The following is a 15,810-nucleotide window of genomic DNA, read 5'->3' as shown; positions in this document are numbered from 1 at the left end:
CGGTAGCACGGGCCGTCGGAGAATCCGGCCCGTGCATCCTCCCACGCGCCACTCCATTTCCTGCCTGCCGCTGCTGCTGTTCGCGCTGGTGCTGCTCGCGCTGCTCGGCGCCTGCAGCGGCGTGCCGCGCGCGGTCGAGCGGCCGGAGTCGACGACGCTGATCGCGCCGGCCGATGCGCCGCTGCCGCAGCTGGCGCGCCGCCTGGCCGTGCCCGAGGGCTTGTCGGCGGTCAGGCCGATGCCGCTGCCCAACGATGCGCTGGCCGCACGGCTGGCGCTGATCGCGCAGGCACGGCGCTCGATCGACCTGCAGACCTACATCGTGGCCGACGACACGACCGGGCGGCTGGTGCTGCGCGCGCTGCGCGATGCCGCGGCGCGCGGCGTGCGCGTGCGGGTACTGCTCGACGACCTCTACACCACCGGCCTCGACGACCTGCTGCTCGGCTTTGCCGCGCATCCGAATGTCGAGCTGCGGCTGTACAACCCCTTCACCGCGACGCGCGGCTGGTGGCTCGGCCGGCTCGGCCAGCTGGCCGGCGACTTCCGGCGGCTGAACCAGCGCATGCACAACAAGCTGCTGGTCGCCGACGGCACGCTGGCCATCGCCGGCGGCCGCAACTTGGCCGACGACTACTTCCTGCGCAGCGCGCGTGCCAACTTCATCGATTTCGACCTGCTCGCCGCCGGCGCGCTGGTCGGCGATCTGGCGCGCCATTTCGACGCCTACTGGAACAGCGAGCGCGCGTTCCCGCTGCAGGCGGTGGCCGGCAACCGGCTCGATGCCGACGAGCGCCGCGCCTGGTTCGAGTGGGTCAGCGCGGCGGCCGACGGCGCGGCGCCGCCCAGCGGCGAAATGACGGCGACCGAGTCATCGAGCGCAGCCATCGACTCGCCCGCCGCGCTGCTGCCGATGGCGCCGCAGGCGGTGCGTGGGCACTTCGGCTTCTTCATCGCCCGCGCCGGGGCCCGCGCCGATCCGCCGAACAAGCGCCGCGGCGAACACTGGCAGCCCGAGGTCGGCACGGTGGCCGATCAGCTGATCACGATGCTGACCAGCGCGCAGCGCGAGATCACGATGGTGACCCCGTACTTCGTGCCTGGCGACGAGGGCTTGAAGCGCATCCGCGCGTTGCGTGAACGCGGCGTGGCGATCCACGTGGTCACCAATGCCACCGGCACCAGCGACGAGCCGGTGGTGAGCCTCGGCTACGAGCGCCATCGCGTCGAGCTGCTGAAGATGGGCGTGCGGCTGTGGGAGGTCAGCGCCTCGCGGCTGAAGCGCGACGACACGCTGCGCGCCGCGCTCGGCAGCTCGACCGGCCGGCTGCACGCGAAGATGGGCTTCATCGACCGGCGGCTGTTCCTCGCTGGCTCGATGAACCTGGATGCGCGCTCGGCGCTGATCAACACCGAGGTCGGCGTCGCTGTCGACAGCCCGGCGCTGGTGGCCGCGCTGATCGACTTCTACCGCCTCGAAGCGGCCGTCGGCGTGTACGAGCTGCGGCTGAAGGGCGACGGCCGCAGCATCGAGTGGGTCGGCCGCGACGCCGGCGGCGAAGAAAGCCTGGACGACGATCCCGAAGCCAGCTGGTGGCTGCGCGCGAAGTTGTGGCTGCTGTCGCTGATCGTGCCGGAGGACGAGCTGTGATCGCCGACGCCGCGGTGCGCGGTGCGCTGGTGCTGCTGCTCGGGCTGCTGGCGGCCTGGCTGTGGCGCGACCAGCGCCGCGCGCGGGCGGCGCGGCTCGGTGCGGGCTTCAGCCTGGGCGTCGCAGCCTACGTGCTGTGCGCCTTCCCGGGCTTCGCCGCCTGGCCGATGGCGCTGCGCGCGCCGCTGCTCGCCGCCTCGGCCGGCAACGCGGTGCTCTTCTGGCTCTTCGCGAGCGCGCTGTTCGACGACGAATTCCGCTCGCGCCGGGGCCACGCGCTGCTGTGGGCGCTGCCGGCGGCCGGTGGCGCGCTGAACTGCACCGGCGTGCTCGCAAGGCAGGCGGAGATCCTTGTCGGCCACGGCATCACGCTGGTGACACTGGGCTTCGCGCTCGCCGCGCTGGCGCAGACGCTGAGCAGCTGGCGCGCTGACCTGGTCGAGCGCCGCCGCTGGCTGCGCGGCTTCATCGTCGGCGCCGGCGGCGTCTACACGCTGGTGACGATGCTCGGCCGGCTGCCCGGCAGCGGCGCCGGCGGCGGCCCGCCCGGCACCGGGCTGGCCGACGCGCTGTTGCTGTCCGCGATCGTCGGCGTCGTCGTCTGGCGGCTCGGCGGCGTCGGCGCGACACCGCTGCTGCCGCTGGACGAGCCGGCCGCCGCCGTCGACGCGCCGCCCCCCGCCGCGCCGTTCGAAGCACGCGCTGCTGACACCCCTGTCGCCGCCACCGCCACGCCGCCCGATCCGCAGGAAGACCGCCTGCTCGCGACGCTGCAGCGCGTGATGCACGACGAGCGCCTGTACCGCCAGCCCGGGCTGACGATCGGCGCGTTGGCCAACCGCCTCGCGGTGCCCGAATACCGGCTGCGCCGGCTGGTCAACCAGCGCCTGGGCCAGCGCAACTTCAACAGCTGGCTGAACGGCTACCGCATCGCCGACGTGCGCGCCGCCCTGGCCGATCCGGCGCAGGCCGAGGTGCCTGTGCTGACGCTGGCGATGGACGCCGGGTTCACCTCACTCGGCCCCTTCAACCGCGCGTTCAAGGCCGAGACCGGCACGACGCCGACCGAGTACCGGCGGCTGTCGCCACAGGAACAGTCGGCACCCGGCCGACTTGGCTTGGCCGACGGTTAGTCAGCACATATACTCCCACATATACTTTGCGGGGTGAGTCATGGCACAAGTCACGCTGTACCTGGATGAAGAGGTCGACAGCCTGATGCGGCGCAGTGCCGAAGCGGCTGGTGTGTCGAACAGCCGCTGGGTAGCCGAGCTGATCAGGCGCCACGCTCACGCGGAATGGCCGGCTGACGTGATCGCGCTCGCCGGCCGTTTTCCGGACTTTCCGCTCGCCGAGGACGTGCGCACCGCGTCGGGCCAGGACATGCCGCGCGCGGGCTTCTGATGCTCGCGCTCGATACCAACACCATCAGCTACTACTTTCGTGGTGACGACGTCGTGCGTGCTCGCCTGCATGCGCTGGCGCCCTCCGATGTCGCGGTGCCGGCGGTCGTCGTCTACGAGCTGAAGTTCGGTCTGTTTCGCTTGCCGCCGCAGGCGCGTGAACCGCGGCTGCAGGCGCTGGCGCAATTCCTGGCGCCCCTGACGCTGCTGCCCTTCGATGCACTGGGTGCCGACCATGCCGCGCGCCTGCGCGCCGCGCTCGAATCTCTCGGAACACCCATCGGGCCGCATGACACCTCGATCGCAGCCACCGCCCTGGCGCACGGTGCGACGCTCGTGACCCGCAACGTGAGCGAGTTCAGCCGCGTACCGGGCCTGCTGCTCGAGAACTGGCATCCGTCCTGACCGCCCTCGCTACACCCCCGCCGCCTTCAACTCATGGCGCGCATGCGCCAGCCAGATCCGCAGCCGCTGCCGCTCCAGCAGCCCGAGGCTGAGGCCGTCGGGGGCGTTGTTGTTGCTGGCGGCCCAGAAGCTGGAATTCGCGGCGTCGATCTTCTGCACCACGCCGTCGTGCAGGCGCTTCAGGTTGATGACCCGTGCGCCGAGCGCGAGCGCCCGGTCCTGCAGGCCGGACTTCTCGAGCAGGCCGAAGTCGTCGCCGCGCACGTGGTTGCGCACCAGCACGTAGTGCAGCCGGGCGCCGAAGCGTTCGAGCAGCTTGTGCAGCAGCTCCAGCGAATCGCGGCCGTTGTCCATCACGTGCCAGTAGTGCAGCGCCACGCCCGACATGTCGGCCAGGTCGAGCACGCCGGACTCTTCCATCCAGCGCGTCAGCGGCTCCAGCGTCTGCGCCGCCAGGTCGACGAGCACGCGCCGCGCCGGCAGCTCGACGGCCGATTCGATGATCGCGTCCAGCGCCTCGTAGCGGTCGACCACCACCGGCGATGCGAAGCCGGTGTAGAAGCGCGACAAGGTGCCGTGCGAGCGGTCGGTGTCGAAGCCGAGGAAGGGAATCTGCTGGTCGATGAAGTGCTGCGCCAGCAGGCGCGCGACGAAGGACTTGCCGACGCCGCCCTTCTCGCCGCCGATCAGGTAGACGTTGCCCTTGCTGGCGGTCTCGAGCGTGGGGATCGTGGACATCGGTGTTGTCGTCGCGGAGCTGCGGTGCGCGGCATTGTCGCTGCGCGCGCCGCGGCGGGTCAGCGTGCGGCGGCCAGGCGGGCGCTGAACCGCTCTCCGGCGCCCGGCTTGAGCTTGCCGACGATCGCCAGCGCCGGCGCTTGCGCCAGCAGGCGCTGGAACGCCGCGCCGACCTCGCCGGCGCCGATCGCCTGCAGCCGCTCGAGCTGCTCGGCGCGCGGCCGCACGCGGCCCTGCACGCACAGCTGCTGCACCGCCTCTTCCAGCCGGCGGAACGGCCGCTCGTGCGTGCGCAGGCTCCTCACCGCCAGCTGGTTGCGCGCGCGCTCCAGACTCACCGGGTGAATGTGCGCCGCATGGTCCAGCAGCAGCCCCGCCACCGCGTCGAAGAAGGGATCCAGGTGCTCCGGCGCCATCGACGCCTCGATGACGAACTGGCCAGCGGCCGGCAGCACGTCGGCCGAGCAGGATGCGTGATAGACGAGGCCACGGCGCTCGCGCAGCTCGTCCAGCAGCGGCGAGCTCATGCCTTCGCCGAACACCGCGGCGGCCAGCTCGCCGGCCGGATCGTCGGCCGCCAGCGAGGGCAGCGGAAAGCCGAGCACGACGTGGCTCTGGCTCGAGCCGGCCTGGCGGCGCTCGCGCAGCCCGCCGCGCCATTCCGGCGCCGCGACGCTGTTCACCGGCCCCGCCGGCATCGTGCCGAACGCGATTTCGGCCTCGCGCCGCAGCACATCGGCATCGATGTTGCCGGCCACCGCGACGACGACGTTGGCGCCGGTGTAGTGCCGGTGCACGTAGTCGAGCAGGTCGGCGCGCGTGAAGCGGCGGATGTTGGCCCGCGTGCCGATCACCGCCTGCGCCAGCGGGTGGCGGCCGAAGCAGTTGCGGTCGAAGAGCTTGTAGGCGGTGGACAGCGGATCGTCCTCGTCCTCGGCGAACTCCTGCAGGATGACCTGGCGCTCGCGCTCCAGCTCGGCCTCGGGGAAGTTCGAGTAGCGCACGATGTCGGCCAGCATGTGCAGGAAGGGCACCGCATGCTGCGCCAGGCCGTGGATGTGGAAGGCGGTGTGGTCCTTGTCGGTGTGCGCATTGACCTCGCCGCCCAGGCGCTCGGCATCGAGGTTGATGCGCTGGCAATCGCGCGACTCGGTGCCCTTGAAGGCCATGTGCTCGACGACATGGCTGATGCCGTTGGCGCGCGCATTCTCGTGCTGGCTGCCGGCACGCACGAAGACGCTCAGCGAGACGCTGTCGAGCCACGGCATCGGTATCGCGATCACGCGCACGCCGTTGGGAAGCTGGCCGATCGACGGGGAGGGGACGGGGCGCACGAGGGACATGCGGCAGCCTACCTCATCGGCTGCGGCGGCAGACGCGCGGGTAGACTGCCGCCGCCATGCGGCTGTGGTCCCTGCATCCCCGGTACCTCGATCCCCAGGGCCTCGTCGCGCTGTGGCGCGAGGCGCTGCTGGCGCGCGCGGTGCTGCGCGAGCAGACCCGCGGCTATCGCCACCATCCGCAGCTGGATCGTTTTCGCGCGCACGCCGCGCCGCTGGCGGCGATCGACGCCTACCTCGCCGCCGTGTTTGCCGAAGCCAGCGCGCGCGGGTATGCCTTCGATCGCAGCAAGTTCGCAGCGGCGACGAAGCCGCCGACCCGGATCGCCGTCGGCCAGGGTCAGCTCGAGCTCGAATGGGCGCATCTGCTGCGCAAGCTTGCCGTGCGGCATCCGGCGCTGCACGCGCAGTGGCGGGACGAAACCGCGCCGCAATGCCATCCGCTGTTTCGCGCACGGCCCGGGCCGGTCGAGCCCTGGGAGCGCCAACCCGAGTGACCGGCGTGCCCGTGTCAAGATGCCGGCCTTCCGAGGGAGGACTGAACGCATGCCCAACCTGCGCACCGTCGAGATCAAGGCCTTCGTGCCGGCGAAGGACTTCGCCGTGTCCAAGCGCTTCTACCAGGACATCGGCTTCACGATGGCGTCCGACGAGGACGGCGTCGCCTACTTCCACCACGGTGACACGAGCTTCCTGCTGCAGGACTTCTACGTGGCCGAGCTCGCCGACAACCTGATGATGCATCTGCTGGTCGAGGACGTGGACGCCTGGGCGGCGCAGATCCGCAGCGCCGGCATCGCCGAGAAGTACGGTGTCAAGGTCACCGCGATCGAACTGCAGCCGTGGCGCATGCGCGACTTCGTGGTGATCGATCCGTCGGGCGTGTTGTGGCGCATTGCGCAGAACGTGGATTGAGGCGGACGATGCAGATTCGCACGATTCGACCGGACGAGATGGAGGCTGCGCGAGCGCTGCTGGTCGCCAACGGCTGGGACCGCCGCGTATCCGATCTCGAGGAATTCCGCTTGCTGCTGTCGCGCTCTCAGCTGGCCCTGGTGGCCGCGGAGGGCGACGAAGTGCAGGGATTCCTGCGCGCGTTGACCGATGGCCTGTCGAACGGCTACATCTCGATGCTGGTGGTTGCGCAGCCGCACCGCGGCCGCGGGATCGGTCGCGCGCTGGTACGTGCCGCGATGGGTGATGACCCCCAAATGACGTGGGTGCTGCGCGCTGGACGCAACGGCGTGTCGGCGTTCTACGAGAAGCTCGGCTTCACGAAGTCCGACGTGGCGATGGAGCGCCCCGGGCTGCGGCGGGGCTGACGGTCATCGCGCGTTAGGGCGCCTATGCACTGCCCCGGTAACTAACCAACCCAGGAGAAAACATGAGAACCACCTTAGTCGCCACGCTCTTGGCATCGGCATTGCTTGTTGGGTGCGGAACGACATCGGGACGCCTTGGAGATTTGCCCAGCGTGCCAGATCGCGTAAACGCCGCAAAGGTGGTGGTTGTCCGCATCAGCAGTTTTCACGGCGCGGCCAACGGATACACGGTAGCTCTCGATGGCAAGGACATTTTCGGCATCGGGTCCGGCGAACATGCCGAATTCCTGGTGCCCTTGGGCGAACACTACCTGGCAGTAAAGTGCTTTGGCGGCTTCACGCCAACATGGAAGGAAGACTCCCTCAGATTCGATGCCAAGAAGACGGAGAGCAGCTACTTTGTGGTGAGTCCGTCCATGAGCTGCGCCACCGTTCGCACCACCACTGAGCAAGAAGCCCAGAAGCTGCTCGTAGCCAGTAAGCCCATCAATCTCGAAGTACCGGGCGCAAAGTAGGGCGCCCTTAGGCTGCGCAGAATGCTGTCCGCCTCTTCACTTCAGTTGCCTGCGGATGCCGTGCTTCTCATTCACTTTTCGTTCATTTTCTTCGTGGTCGGAGGACTTGTTTTTGTGGTCGTGGGCAACCTCCGCGCGTGGACGTGGGTCAACCGACTGTGGCTCCGAGCTGCGCACGTCGGAGCCATTGGCTTCGTCATTGCCGAATCGTGGCTTGACATGCCGTGTCCCCTGACAACGTTCGAGGCATGGCTGCGACCCATAGAGGCAGCGCCAGCCCATTCACAAGGATTCATCGAGCACTGGCTCGAGCGCCTATTCGCGTATGAAGTTCCGCCGTGGGTGTTCTCAGTGACCGACGCAGGCGTCGGGTTGTTGGCGCTCCTTGCGTGGTGGTACTTTCCGCCACACCGCGCGCACAGGGCCCCGAAAAGCGCAGCCTGACCCTTCGGTCAACGCGAAACCTCACAGCTGAGTCGCCCCTTCATGTCCGGAAAGATCGTTCTCCTCAACGGCCCCTCGAGCTCCGGAAAGTCCACCCTGGCCAGAGCGGTCCAGGCGCGGATCGGCGAGCCGTTCTGGCACTACTCCATCGATCACCTGCTCGCCGCCGGGATCCTGCCGCGCAGCCGGATCGACAATGGCGAGTTCCCCTGGCCGACGCTGCGGCCGCAGTTCTTCGACGGCTTTCATCGCAGCATTGCCGCGCTCGCCGATGGCGGGAACAACCTGATCGTCGAGCACATCGTCGAAACGCGCGACTGGATGACCCGGCTGCTGCTGCTGCTCGAGCACCACGACGTCTTCTTCGTCGGTATTCATTGCCCGCTCGTCGAGCTCGAACGCCGGGAGCGCGAGCGAGGAGACCGGCGCATCGGCGAGGCGCGGGCGGACTTCGAGGTGACGCACACGTTCGGCATCTATGATTTTCAGATCGACGGCACCGCACCGAGCGACAGCACGGCGGCGGCCGTGATCGATGCGTGGCAGCGGCGGACCTCTCCAAGCGCGTTCGTCCGGATGCGCGAAGGCTTGCGCCGCGCGGCGACCTGACGATTCGAACCCCCATCAACGCGGATTGCCCGTCGGCGGCAGCGGCAGGCGCTTGCCCTGCATCACCTGGCGTGCACGGTCGGGGTAGTCGGTGATCAAGCCGTCGACGCCCCAGTCGATCAGCCGCGCCATGTCCTCGGGCTGGTTGACCGTCCACGGCAGCACCTGCAGCCCGAGCGCATGGGCTTCGGCGATCAGCGCCGGCGTCAGGTCGTTGAAGTTCGGGCTCCAGATCGCGCCGCCGGCGGCCTTGACCATCTTCGGCAGCGAGCCGTGGGTCTTCAGATCGAACCCGGCCGACCAGGCGCCGCTGCTGACGGTGTCGAAGTTCTGCCGCTGCGCGCTCAAGTAGGCGGTCGGGATCTGCGGCGCGAGTTGCTGCGACAGACGCAGCGCGCGCCAGTCGAAGCCCTGGATCGTGACCCGGCGCTCGACGCCGGCCTCGCGCAGCACGGTGTGCACGGCGCGCACGATGGTCTCGGGCGGCGGCGTGTCGTCCGGCCGCCGCGGGTCGAGCTTGATCTCGATGTTCGCGCGCAGCGTTTCACGCCCAGGCTCGCGCAGCAGGGCCAGCACCTCGGCGAGCTGCGGCAGGCGTTCGCCGTCGCTGGCTTTCTGTTCCGGAAAGTTGGTTGCGATGCTGCTGGTCGGCCGCGCGCGGCCGAGCCGGTACTGCGACTGCAACTGCGCCGCGCTCAAGCTGCGGATCAGCGGCCCGGTCGCCGTCAGCCATTCGCCTTGCGCATCGCGCGTCAGGTCGCGGTTCAGCGTCGGATCGTGCACGACCATCGGCACGCCGTCGGCGGACAGGTGCACGTCGAGCTCCAGCGTGTCGACGCCGATGCCGATCGCGGTGCGGAAGGCGGCCAGCGTGTTCTCCGGCGCCAGGCCGCGCGCGCCGCGGTGGCCTTGCAGATCGAAGGCGTTGGCGGCGGGGCCGGCGAGTGCCAGCGTCAGGGTCAGCAGGAGCGTACGCAGCATGGCAGCGAGTGTGACTCAGCGGCGACCGACCTCAGGCCGCGTGTTTCAGCGCCACTGGCGGCGGATATCGCGCCTCCAGGTCCGCCCGCGCCCGCGGGTCGACGTTCACCCGCGTCAAATCACCCTGCACCTGCGGCAGCGCCATCAGCCGCGGGTCCATCACCTTGAACCACAGCGGCGGCACGTAGGCCAGCGGGAACATGCCGAAGTAGCCGCTCGGCAATTGCGGCAGGTCCTCGAAATGGCGCAGGCTCTGGTAGCGCCGCGACGGATAGGCATGGTGGTCCGAGTGGCGCTGCAGGTGGAAGAGCGCCAAGTTCGTCACCAGGTGGTTGGTATTCCACGAGTGGTGCGGCTTCGGCGACTCGTAGCCCGCGCCTTCGCGCTGCCGCAGCAGGCCGTAGTGCTCGACGTAGTTGGCGGAGGTCAGCTGCCACCACGCGACGAGGTTGTGCACCGCGAGGAAGGGCAGCATGACCCAGCCGAAGGCCACGATCAGCGCGCCCTGCAGCAGCGCGGTGACCGCATACGACTGCAGCATCGTGTTGTTCAGGCTCCACGGTGACTGCCCGAGGGTGCGCAGGCGTTCGGCTTCCAGCCGCCACGCGCGATGAATGCCGCCCGGCAGTTCGCGCAGCGCGAAGCGGTAGATGCTCTCCCCCATGCGGGCGCTGGCATGGTCTTCCGGCGTCGCGACCCAGCGGTGGTGGCCGCGGCCGTGCTCGACCGTGAAGTGGCCATACGCCGGCACCGCGAGCGCGAGCCGCGCGAGCCACTGCTCGAGCCGGCCATGCTTGTGGCCGAGCTCGTGCGCGGTGTTCAGGCCGAGCCCCGAGTCGGTGCCCGCGACATACGCCAGCAGCAGCACCGCCCACCACGACAGATCCCGCGTGCCGACCCACCAGGCACAGCCGATCAGCGCCACATAGTGCAGCGGCACGGTCGCCCAGGTCAGCCAGCGGTAGTACCGGTCCGCCTCGAGCTGCGGCACCACCGCTTCCGGCGGATTGCTGGGGTCCTCGCCGATCAGCCCGTCGAGCAGCGGCATCAGGCCATAGCTGATGACGAGCGGCAGGCCCAGCATGATCTGCCAGCCGGTGGCATCGTGCGCGGCCAGGCCGACGAAGGGGATCAGCGGCCAGACCACCGACAGGCTCCACCAGCGGCGCTTGCGGTCGCGGTACTCGACGAGCCTGCCGTCCGGCAGCGTCGCGTTGTAGAGGCGGGTGGTCATGACGCCCCCCTGGGGCTGCGCGCCGTCCCCGCGAGGGGGAATTCGCCCTTCGGGCGGCCGTGCGGTCTCATGCGCGTTCTCCCCGGGTATCCGGCCCCGAGGCGATTGAAACGCCGCTTCGGCGCGCGCGCAACCCTCGCTTCCGACGATGCCGCCCGTGGTTTTCTCTACGTCACCTTGCGTATTGGCCCGCGCCGCCCCGGCTCCTAACCTCCAGCCCGCTGACAACCACCCCTGGAGCAGGACCTCATGAAACTGACCCGTCGATTCGCCGCCCAATCCCTGACCGCGTTGGCCGCGGCCGCATGCACGCTCGGCTTCACCTCGATCGCGCAGGCGCAGGAGACCATCAAGGTCGGCGTGCTGCACTCGCTGTCCGGCACGATGGCGATCTCCGAGACGGTGTTGAAGGACACCGTGCTGATGGCCATCGACGAGATCAACGCCAAGGGCGGGGTGATGGGCAAGAAGCTCGAGCCGGTGGTCGTCGACCCGGCGTCGAACTGGCCGCTGTTCGCCGAGAAGGCGCGCCAGCTGATCAGCAAGGACAAGGTGGCGGTCGTCTTCGGCTGCTGGACCAGCGTGTCGCGCAAGAGCGTGCTGCCGGTGTTCGAGGAGCTGAACTCGCTGCTGTTCTACCCGGTGCAGTACGAAGGCGAGGAGCTCTCGAAGAACGTCTTCTACACCGGCGCCGCGCCGAACCAGCAGGCGATTCCGGCGGTGGAATACCTGATGAGCAAGGACGGCGGCGCGGCCAAGCGCTTCGTGCTGCTGGGCACCGACTACGTCTACCCGCGCACCACCAACAAGATCCTGCGCGCCTTCCTGAAGGCCAAGGGCATCCCCGAGTCCGACATCATGGAGGAGTACACCCCCTTCGGCCATGCGGACTACCAGAGCATCATCGCCAAGATCAAGAAGTTCTCGGCCGAGGGCAAGAAGACCGCGGTGGTGTCGACGATCAACGGCGACTCCAACGTGCCTTTCTACAAGGAGCTCGGCAACCAGGGCCTGAAGGCGACCGACGTGCCGGTGGTGGCCTTCTCGGTGGGTGAGGAAGAGCTGCGCGGCGTCGACACCAAGCCGCTGGTCGGCCACCTGGCGGCGTGGAACTACTTCATGTCGGTCAAGAGCCCGGCGAACACCGAGTTCACGAAGAAGTGGGCCGACTACGCGAAGACCAAGGGCATCGCCGGCCACAAGGACAAGCCGCTGACGAACGACCCGATGGAGGCCACCTACCTCGGCATCATGATGTGGAAGGCGGCGGTCGAGAAGGCCAAGTCGACCGACACCGACAAGGTGATCGCGGCGATGGCCGGCCAGACCTACGCGGCGCCGGGCGGCTTCACCTCGACGATGGACAAGGAAAACCACCACCTGCACAAGCCGGTGTTCATCGGCGAGATCAAGGCCGACGGCCAGTTCAACGTGGTGTGGAAGACCAAGGGCCCGGTGGCTGCCGATCCGTGGAGCGACTACATCGCCGAGAACAAGGGCAAGAAGAACGTCCCCGAGAAGAAGTAATGGATGAAAGGCGCGGCCACGTGGCCGCGCCGTCGTTGGGGACTTGATTTGTTCGCACGTGTGCTGCCTTTCGTGTTTTGCCTGCTGGCATGGCTTGCTGCCGTGCCGCAGGCTTTTGCGCTGACGCCCGAACTGGCCGGCCGCATCGCCGCGGGCGACAGCGACGAGCGCATCGCGGCGTTGAACGAGGCGATTGCGGCGGGCGATCCGGCGCTGGTGCCGTTCGTGCACGCGCTGCTCGACGATGCGGTGAAGACGGCAGGCGGCAAGGCCTTCATCGTCAAGGACGGCAAGGCGGTCGAGGCGGCGAGCGGCGCGGCGGCAACGCTGCCGGCCGATGCCGAGGACGTCGTCAACAACAACCGCATGCGCCGCGAGCTCGAAGCCGCGGTCGCGGCGCTGGGACTGGTGTCGCCCGATCTGGCGGCGCGGTCGAAGGCCATCGCCGACCTGAAGGACCAGGCCGACGAAGGCAAACTGCCGCTGATCGAGAAGGCGCTGTCCGCGGAGACCGATGCGGCATTGAAGGCGCAGCTCACGCTGTTGCGCGCGGCGGTGCTGATCTCGTCGGACGATGCCACCAAGCGCATCGCCGCGGCGAAGGCGCTGTCCGGCAACAGCCAGCCAGCGACGCGCTCGCTGCTGCTCGAACGGCTCAACGCCGAAAGTGATCCGGCCGTGAAAGCGGCCATCCAGGGCGCGCTCGACAGCGTGCAAGGCCAGCTCGCCTGGGGCGAGCGCCTGGGCGTGCTGTTCACCGGTGCGAGCCTGGGCTCGATCCTGCTGCTGGTGGCGCTCGGCCTGGCGATCACCTACGGCCTGATGGGCGTCATCAACATGGCGCACGGCGAGCTGATGATGATCGGCGCCTATGCGACCTACGTCGTGCAGAACCTCTTTCGCCAGTACCTGCCGGGGGCTTTCGACTGGTACGTGCTGGTGGCGATTCCGGTGGCCTTTCTCAGCTCGGCGCTGGTCGGCGCGGTGCTCGAGCGCAGCGTGATCCGCTGGCTCTACGGCCGGCCGCTCGAGACGCTGCTGGCCACCTGGGGCATCAGCCTGGTGCTGATGCAGGCGGTGCGTTCGGTGTTCGGTGCGCAGAACGTCGGTGTCGAGAACCCGGCCTGGATGTCGGGCGGCGTGCAGGTGCTGCCGAACCTGGTGCTGCCGTACAACCGCATCGCGATCCTCGTCTTCGCGGCGGCGGTGCTGATCGGCATGGCCGTGCTGATCGGGCGCACGCGGCTCGGCCTCTTCGTGCGCGGCGTGACGCAGAACCGCCGCATGGCCGCCTGCGTCGGCGTCGACACCGCGCGCATCGACATGCTGGCGTTCTCGCTCGGCGCCGGCATCGCCGGGCTGGCCGGCTGCGCGCTGAGCCAGGTCGGCAACGTCGGGCCCGATCTCGGCCAGGGCTACATCGTCGACTCGTTCATGGTCGTCGTGCTCGGCGGTGTCGGCCAACTGGCCGGCACGGTCTACGCGGCCTTGGGCCTGGGAGTTCTGAACAAGCTGCTCGAAGGCTGGGCCGGCGCGGTGCTGGCCAAGATCATGGTGCTGGTCTTCATCGTCGTGTTCATCCAGAAGCGGCCGCAGGGGCTCTTCGCGGTCAAGGGCCGGAGCGCCGAAGCGTGATGAAGATTCCGGACCTTCCCCTGGGTGTCACGCTGCAGCAGAAGCGCGGTCTGCTGCTCGGCCCCGCCGGCTGGTCGGCGGTGGCGGTGGCCGTCGCGGTGATCACCGTGCTGGTGCCGCTGCTCAGCCTGGCGGTGCCGCCCGACAGCGCCTTTCACTTGAGCGACTACTGGGTCACGCTCGCCGGCAAGATCCTCTGCTACGCGATCTGCGCGCTGGCGATGGACCTGATCTGGGGCTACACGGGGATCCTGTCGCTCGGCCATGGCCTGTTCTTCGCGCTCGGCGGCTACGGCATGGGCATGTACCTGATGCGCCAGATCGGCCGCGACGGCAACTACCAGAGCGACCTGCCGGACTTCATGGTGTTCCTGAACTGGAAGGCGCTGCCGTGGCACTGGGCGCTGTCCGATTCGTTCATCGCACAGATGCTGCTGATCGTGCTGGTGCCGGGGGCACTGGCCTTCGTCTTCGGCTGGTTCGCGTTCCGCTCGCGCATCAAGGGCGTGTACTTCTCGATCATCACGCAGGCGATGACCTTCGCCGCGATGCTGCTGTTCTTCCGCAACGAGACCGGCTTCGGCGGCAACAACGGCTTCACCGACTTCAAGCGCCTCCTCGACGTGCCGGTCGCCACCTCCGGCATGCGCGTGCTGCTGTTCGGCATCAGCGGATTGACGCTGGTCGGCTTCTTCCTGATGGCGCGCGCCATCGTCAACAGCAAGTACGGTCGCGTGCTGCAGGCGATCCGCGATGCCGAGACGCGGGTGATGTTCTCGGGTTATTCGCCGCTGGCCTACAAGCTGAGCATCTGGACGCTGTCGGCGGTGATGTGCGCGATCGCCGGCGCGCTGTACGTGCCGCAGGTCGGCATCATCAACCCGAGCGAGATGAGCCCGGCCGCGTCGATCGAGATCGCGATCTGGGCGGCGGTCGGCGGCCGCGCGACGCTGATCGGGCCGATCGTCGGCGCCTTCTTCGTCAACGGCGCGAAGAGCTGGTTCACGGTGGCGTTCCCGGAATTCTGGCTGTATTTCCTCGGCGCCTTGTTCATCGCGGTGACGCTGTTCCTGCCGAACGGGATCGTCGGGCTGTTCCGGCGGGTGAAGGAGCGGCGGTCATGACCCCGGACCTGATGGAGGAGGGCGCGCGGCGCCGCGAAGCCTATGCCGCCAAAAGAGCGGCCATCGCGACCGAAAGCGGCGGCCGCCAGGCTTCGTTCAGCCGCGTCGCCAAGCTCGGTGAGCCCGACTTCACGCACGGTGTCGCGCTGTACCTCGACGACATCACCGTCAGCTTCGATGGCTTCAAGGCGCTGAATGCGCTGACCTTGGCGGTCAACGTCGGCGAGCTGCGCTGCATCATCGGGCCGAACGGCGCCGGCAAGACGACGATGATGGACTGCATCACCGGCAAGACGCGGCCCGACAGCGGCCGCGCCCACTTCGGCTCGACGATCGACCTGCTGCGCCTGTCCGAGCCCGAGATCGCGCAGATCGGCATCGGCCGCAAGTTCCAGAAGCCGACGGTCTACGAGGAGCTGTCGGTGTTCGAGAACCTCGAGCTCGCACTCGCCGCCGACCGGCGCGTGCGCGCGTCGCTGTTCTCGCGCCTCACCGGTACGCAGCTCGACCACATCGGCGAGGTGCTGCAAACCATCCACCTGCTGCCCGAAGCGCAGCGCACCGCGGGCCTGCTGTCGCACGGCCAGAAGCAGTGGCTGGAGATCGGCATGCTGCTGATGCAGGAGCCGAAGCTGCTGCTGCTCGACGAGCCGGTGGCCGGCATGACCGACGAGGAGACCGAGCGCACGGCGGAGCTCTTCCTGTCGCTCGAGGGCAAGCACTCGCTGGTCGTCGTCGAGCACGACATGAAGTTCGTCGAGCAGCTGACCGAAGGCCGCAAGCAGGTCACGGTGTTGCACGAAGGCAGCGTGCTGGCCGAGGGGCTGCTGTCCGAGGTGCAGGCCAACGACAAGGTCGTCGAGGTGTATTTGGGGCGCTGAA

At 68.7% G+C, this 15,810-nt stretch carries 18 protein-coding genes; 14 read left to right on the top strand and 4 right to left on the bottom strand.

Translation table 11 applies throughout. From position 1 onward, the window contains the following. Positions 1 to 31: 31 nt before the first annotated feature. Genes HLB44_RS18775 through HLB44_RS18760 form a run of 4 tightly spaced genes read left to right on the top strand, consistent with a single transcriptional unit; the run spans position 32 to position 3,459 of the window. Complete coding sequence (locus HLB44_RS18775) at positions 32 to 1,651, top strand: phospholipase D-like domain-containing protein (RefSeq protein ID WP_173125308.1); 1,620 nt, start codon at positions 32 to 34, stop codon at positions 1,649 to 1,651. Continuing rightward, positions 1,648 to 2,784, top strand: coding sequence for an AraC family transcriptional regulator (locus HLB44_RS38200; RefSeq protein ID WP_217283717.1), 1,137 nt, complete (start codon positions 1,648 to 1,650; stop codon positions 2,782 to 2,784). Before HLB44_RS18775 ends, HLB44_RS38200 begins: the two co-directional genes overlap by 4 nt. 40 nt (positions 2,785 to 2,824) lie before the next feature. Then, entirely contained in the window at positions 2,825 to 3,055 is a 231-nt protein-coding gene (locus HLB44_RS18765; protein WP_173125306.1) for a CopG family transcriptional regulator, read from the top strand. Then, positions 3,055 to 3,459 carry a type II toxin-antitoxin system VapC family toxin gene (locus tag HLB44_RS18760; protein WP_217283716.1) on the top strand — a complete coding sequence of 135 codons (405 nt, stop codon included), beginning with the start codon at positions 3,055 to 3,057 and terminating at the stop codon, positions 3,457 to 3,459. The genes HLB44_RS18765 and HLB44_RS18760 overlap by 1 nt, the downstream gene beginning before the upstream one ends. A 9-nt stretch (positions 3,460 to 3,468) precedes the next feature. On the opposite strand, the gene HLB44_RS18755 is transcribed toward HLB44_RS18760, so the two are convergent. Together HLB44_RS18755 and HLB44_RS18750 are read right to left on the bottom strand one after the other, a co-directional pair. Further along, a complete protein-coding gene (locus tag HLB44_RS18755; protein WP_173125304.1) occupies positions 3,469 to 4,197 on the bottom strand; it encodes a P-loop NTPase family protein in 729 nt (242 codons plus the stop codon). Between the two features lie 59 nt (positions 4,198 to 4,256). Continuing rightward, positions 4,257 to 5,540: a M16 family metallopeptidase gene (locus tag HLB44_RS18750; RefSeq protein ID WP_173125302.1), complete on the bottom strand. Its 1,284-nt coding sequence runs from the start codon at positions 5,538 to 5,540 to the stop codon at positions 4,257 to 4,259. Positions 5,541 to 5,596: 56 nt separating this feature from the next. Between HLB44_RS18750 and HLB44_RS18745 the strand changes: the two genes are divergently transcribed. From HLB44_RS18745 to HLB44_RS18720, 6 genes are all read left to right on the top strand, one after another. After that, entirely contained in the window at positions 5,597 to 6,034 is a 438-nt protein-coding gene (locus tag HLB44_RS18745; RefSeq protein WP_173125300.1) for a pyrimidine dimer DNA glycosylase/endonuclease V, read from the top strand. Between the two features lie 49 nt (positions 6,035 to 6,083). Continuing rightward, the gene (locus HLB44_RS18740; RefSeq protein ID WP_173125298.1) at positions 6,084 to 6,452 is read left to right on the top strand and encodes a VOC family protein; all 369 of its coding nucleotides are present in this window, start codon (positions 6,084 to 6,086) and stop codon (positions 6,450 to 6,452) included. 8 nt (positions 6,453 to 6,460) lie between these two features. Then, complete coding sequence (locus HLB44_RS18735; RefSeq protein WP_173125296.1) at positions 6,461 to 6,859, top strand: GNAT family N-acetyltransferase; 399 nt, start codon at positions 6,461 to 6,463, stop codon at positions 6,857 to 6,859. A 62-nt stretch (positions 6,860 to 6,921) separates the two neighbouring features. Beyond that, on the top strand, positions 6,922 to 7,374 hold the full coding sequence (locus tag HLB44_RS18730) for a hypothetical protein (RefSeq protein ID WP_173125294.1): 453 nt from the start codon (positions 6,922 to 6,924) through the stop codon (positions 7,372 to 7,374). A gap of 21 nt (positions 7,375 to 7,395) precedes the next feature. Then, positions 7,396 to 7,818: a DUF2784 domain-containing protein gene (locus HLB44_RS18725; RefSeq protein WP_173125292.1), complete on the top strand. Its 423-nt coding sequence runs from the start codon at positions 7,396 to 7,398 to the stop codon at positions 7,816 to 7,818. Positions 7,819 to 7,860: 42 nt separating this feature from the next. Then, positions 7,861 to 8,427 carry a chloramphenicol phosphotransferase CPT family protein gene (locus HLB44_RS18720; protein WP_173125290.1) on the top strand — a complete coding sequence of 189 codons (567 nt, stop codon included), beginning with the start codon at positions 7,861 to 7,863 and terminating at the stop codon, positions 8,425 to 8,427. Between the two features lie 15 nt (positions 8,428 to 8,442). On the opposite strand, the gene HLB44_RS18715 is transcribed toward HLB44_RS18720, so the two are convergent. Together HLB44_RS18715 and HLB44_RS18710 are read right to left on the bottom strand one after the other, a co-directional pair. Further along, on the bottom strand, positions 8,443 to 9,408 hold the full coding sequence (locus tag HLB44_RS18715; protein ID WP_173125288.1) for a glycerophosphodiester phosphodiesterase: 966 nt from the start codon (positions 9,406 to 9,408) through the stop codon (positions 8,443 to 8,445). Between the two features lie 31 nt (positions 9,409 to 9,439). Beyond that, complete coding sequence (locus tag HLB44_RS18710; protein ID WP_173125286.1) at positions 9,440 to 10,642, bottom strand: alkane 1-monooxygenase; 1,203 nt, start codon at positions 10,640 to 10,642, stop codon at positions 9,440 to 9,442. A 249-nt stretch (positions 10,643 to 10,891) separates the two neighbouring features. Here HLB44_RS18710 and urtA point away from each other — a divergent pair, with 249 nt between their 5' ends. Genes urtA through urtD form a run of 4 tightly spaced genes read left to right on the top strand, consistent with a single transcriptional unit; the run spans position 10,892 to position 15,809 of the window. Beyond that, positions 10,892 to 12,169 carry an urea ABC transporter substrate-binding protein gene (gene urtA / locus HLB44_RS18705; RefSeq protein ID WP_173125284.1) on the top strand — a complete coding sequence of 426 codons (1,278 nt, stop codon included), beginning with the start codon at positions 10,892 to 10,894 and terminating at the stop codon, positions 12,167 to 12,169. 3 nt (positions 12,170 to 12,172) lie between these two features. Then, positions 12,173 to 13,804, top strand: coding sequence for an urea ABC transporter permease subunit UrtB (gene urtB / locus HLB44_RS18700; RefSeq protein ID WP_173125282.1), 1,632 nt, complete (start codon positions 12,173 to 12,175; stop codon positions 13,802 to 13,804). After that, the gene (urtC, locus tag HLB44_RS18695; RefSeq protein ID WP_173125280.1) at positions 13,804 to 14,928 is read left to right on the top strand and encodes an urea ABC transporter permease subunit UrtC; all 1,125 of its coding nucleotides are present in this window, start codon (positions 13,804 to 13,806) and stop codon (positions 14,926 to 14,928) included. Before urtB ends, urtC begins: the two co-directional genes overlap by 1 nt. Next, the gene (gene urtD, locus HLB44_RS18690; RefSeq protein ID WP_173125278.1) at positions 14,925 to 15,809 is read left to right on the top strand and encodes an urea ABC transporter ATP-binding protein UrtD; all 885 of its coding nucleotides are present in this window, start codon (positions 14,925 to 14,927) and stop codon (positions 15,807 to 15,809) included. Before urtC ends, urtD begins: the two co-directional genes overlap by 4 nt. Position 15,810: the final 1 nt, after the last annotated feature.

This window comes from Pseudaquabacterium terrae, assembly GCF_013266755.1.
GTDB classification, from domain to species: Bacteria; Pseudomonadota; Gammaproteobacteria; order Burkholderiales; family Burkholderiaceae_C; genus Pseudaquabacterium; species Pseudaquabacterium terrae.
This window is presented reverse-complemented; position numbering and strand designations above follow the sequence as displayed.

Bases quoted from the DNA above. Each gene is read 5' to 3' on its own strand.
- HLB44_RS18740 (WP_173125298.1), top strand. From the start codon at position 6,084: ATGCCCAACCTGCGCACCGTCGAGATCAAGGCCTTCGTGCCGGCGAAG.
- urtB (WP_173125282.1), top strand. From the start codon at position 12,173: ATGAAAGGCGCGGCCACGTGGCCGCGCCGTCGTTGGGGACTTGATTTG.
- urtC (WP_173125280.1), top strand. From the start codon at position 13,804: ATGAAGATTCCGGACCTTCCCCTGGGTGTCACGCTGCAGCAGAAGCGC.
- urtA (WP_173125284.1), top strand. From the start codon at position 10,892: ATGAAACTGACCCGTCGATTCGCCGCCCAATCCCTGACCGCGTTGGCC.
- HLB44_RS18725 (WP_173125292.1), top strand. From the start codon at position 7,396: ATGCTGTCCGCCTCTTCACTTCAGTTGCCTGCGGATGCCGTGCTTCTC.
- HLB44_RS18735 (WP_173125296.1), top strand. From the start codon at position 6,461: ATGCAGATTCGCACGATTCGACCGGACGAGATGGAGGCTGCGCGAGCG.
- HLB44_RS18760 (WP_217283716.1), top strand. From the start codon at position 3,055: ATGCTCGCGCTCGATACCAACACCATCAGCTACTACTTTCGTGGTGAC.
- HLB44_RS18730 (WP_173125294.1), top strand. From the start codon at position 6,922: ATGAGAACCACCTTAGTCGCCACGCTCTTGGCATCGGCATTGCTTGTT.
- HLB44_RS18715 (WP_173125288.1), bottom strand. From the start codon at position 9,408: ATGCTGCGTACGCTCCTGCTGACCCTGACGCTGGCACTCGCCGGCCCC.
- HLB44_RS18765 (WP_173125306.1), top strand. From the start codon at position 2,825: ATGGCACAAGTCACGCTGTACCTGGATGAAGAGGTCGACAGCCTGATG.
- HLB44_RS18720 (WP_173125290.1), top strand. From the start codon at position 7,861: ATGTCCGGAAAGATCGTTCTCCTCAACGGCCCCTCGAGCTCCGGAAAG.
- urtD (WP_173125278.1), top strand. From the start codon at position 14,925: ATGACCCCGGACCTGATGGAGGAGGGCGCGCGGCGCCGCGAAGCCTAT.
- HLB44_RS18750 (WP_173125302.1), bottom strand. From the start codon at position 5,540: ATGTCCCTCGTGCGCCCCGTCCCCTCCCCGTCGATCGGCCAGCTTCCC.
- HLB44_RS18755 (WP_173125304.1), bottom strand. From the start codon at position 4,197: ATGTCCACGATCCCCACGCTCGAGACCGCCAGCAAGGGCAACGTCTAC.
- HLB44_RS18710 (WP_173125286.1), bottom strand. From the start codon at position 10,642: ATGACCACCCGCCTCTACAACGCGACGCTGCCGGACGGCAGGCTCGTC.
- HLB44_RS18745 (WP_173125300.1), top strand. From the start codon at position 5,597: ATGCGGCTGTGGTCCCTGCATCCCCGGTACCTCGATCCCCAGGGCCTC.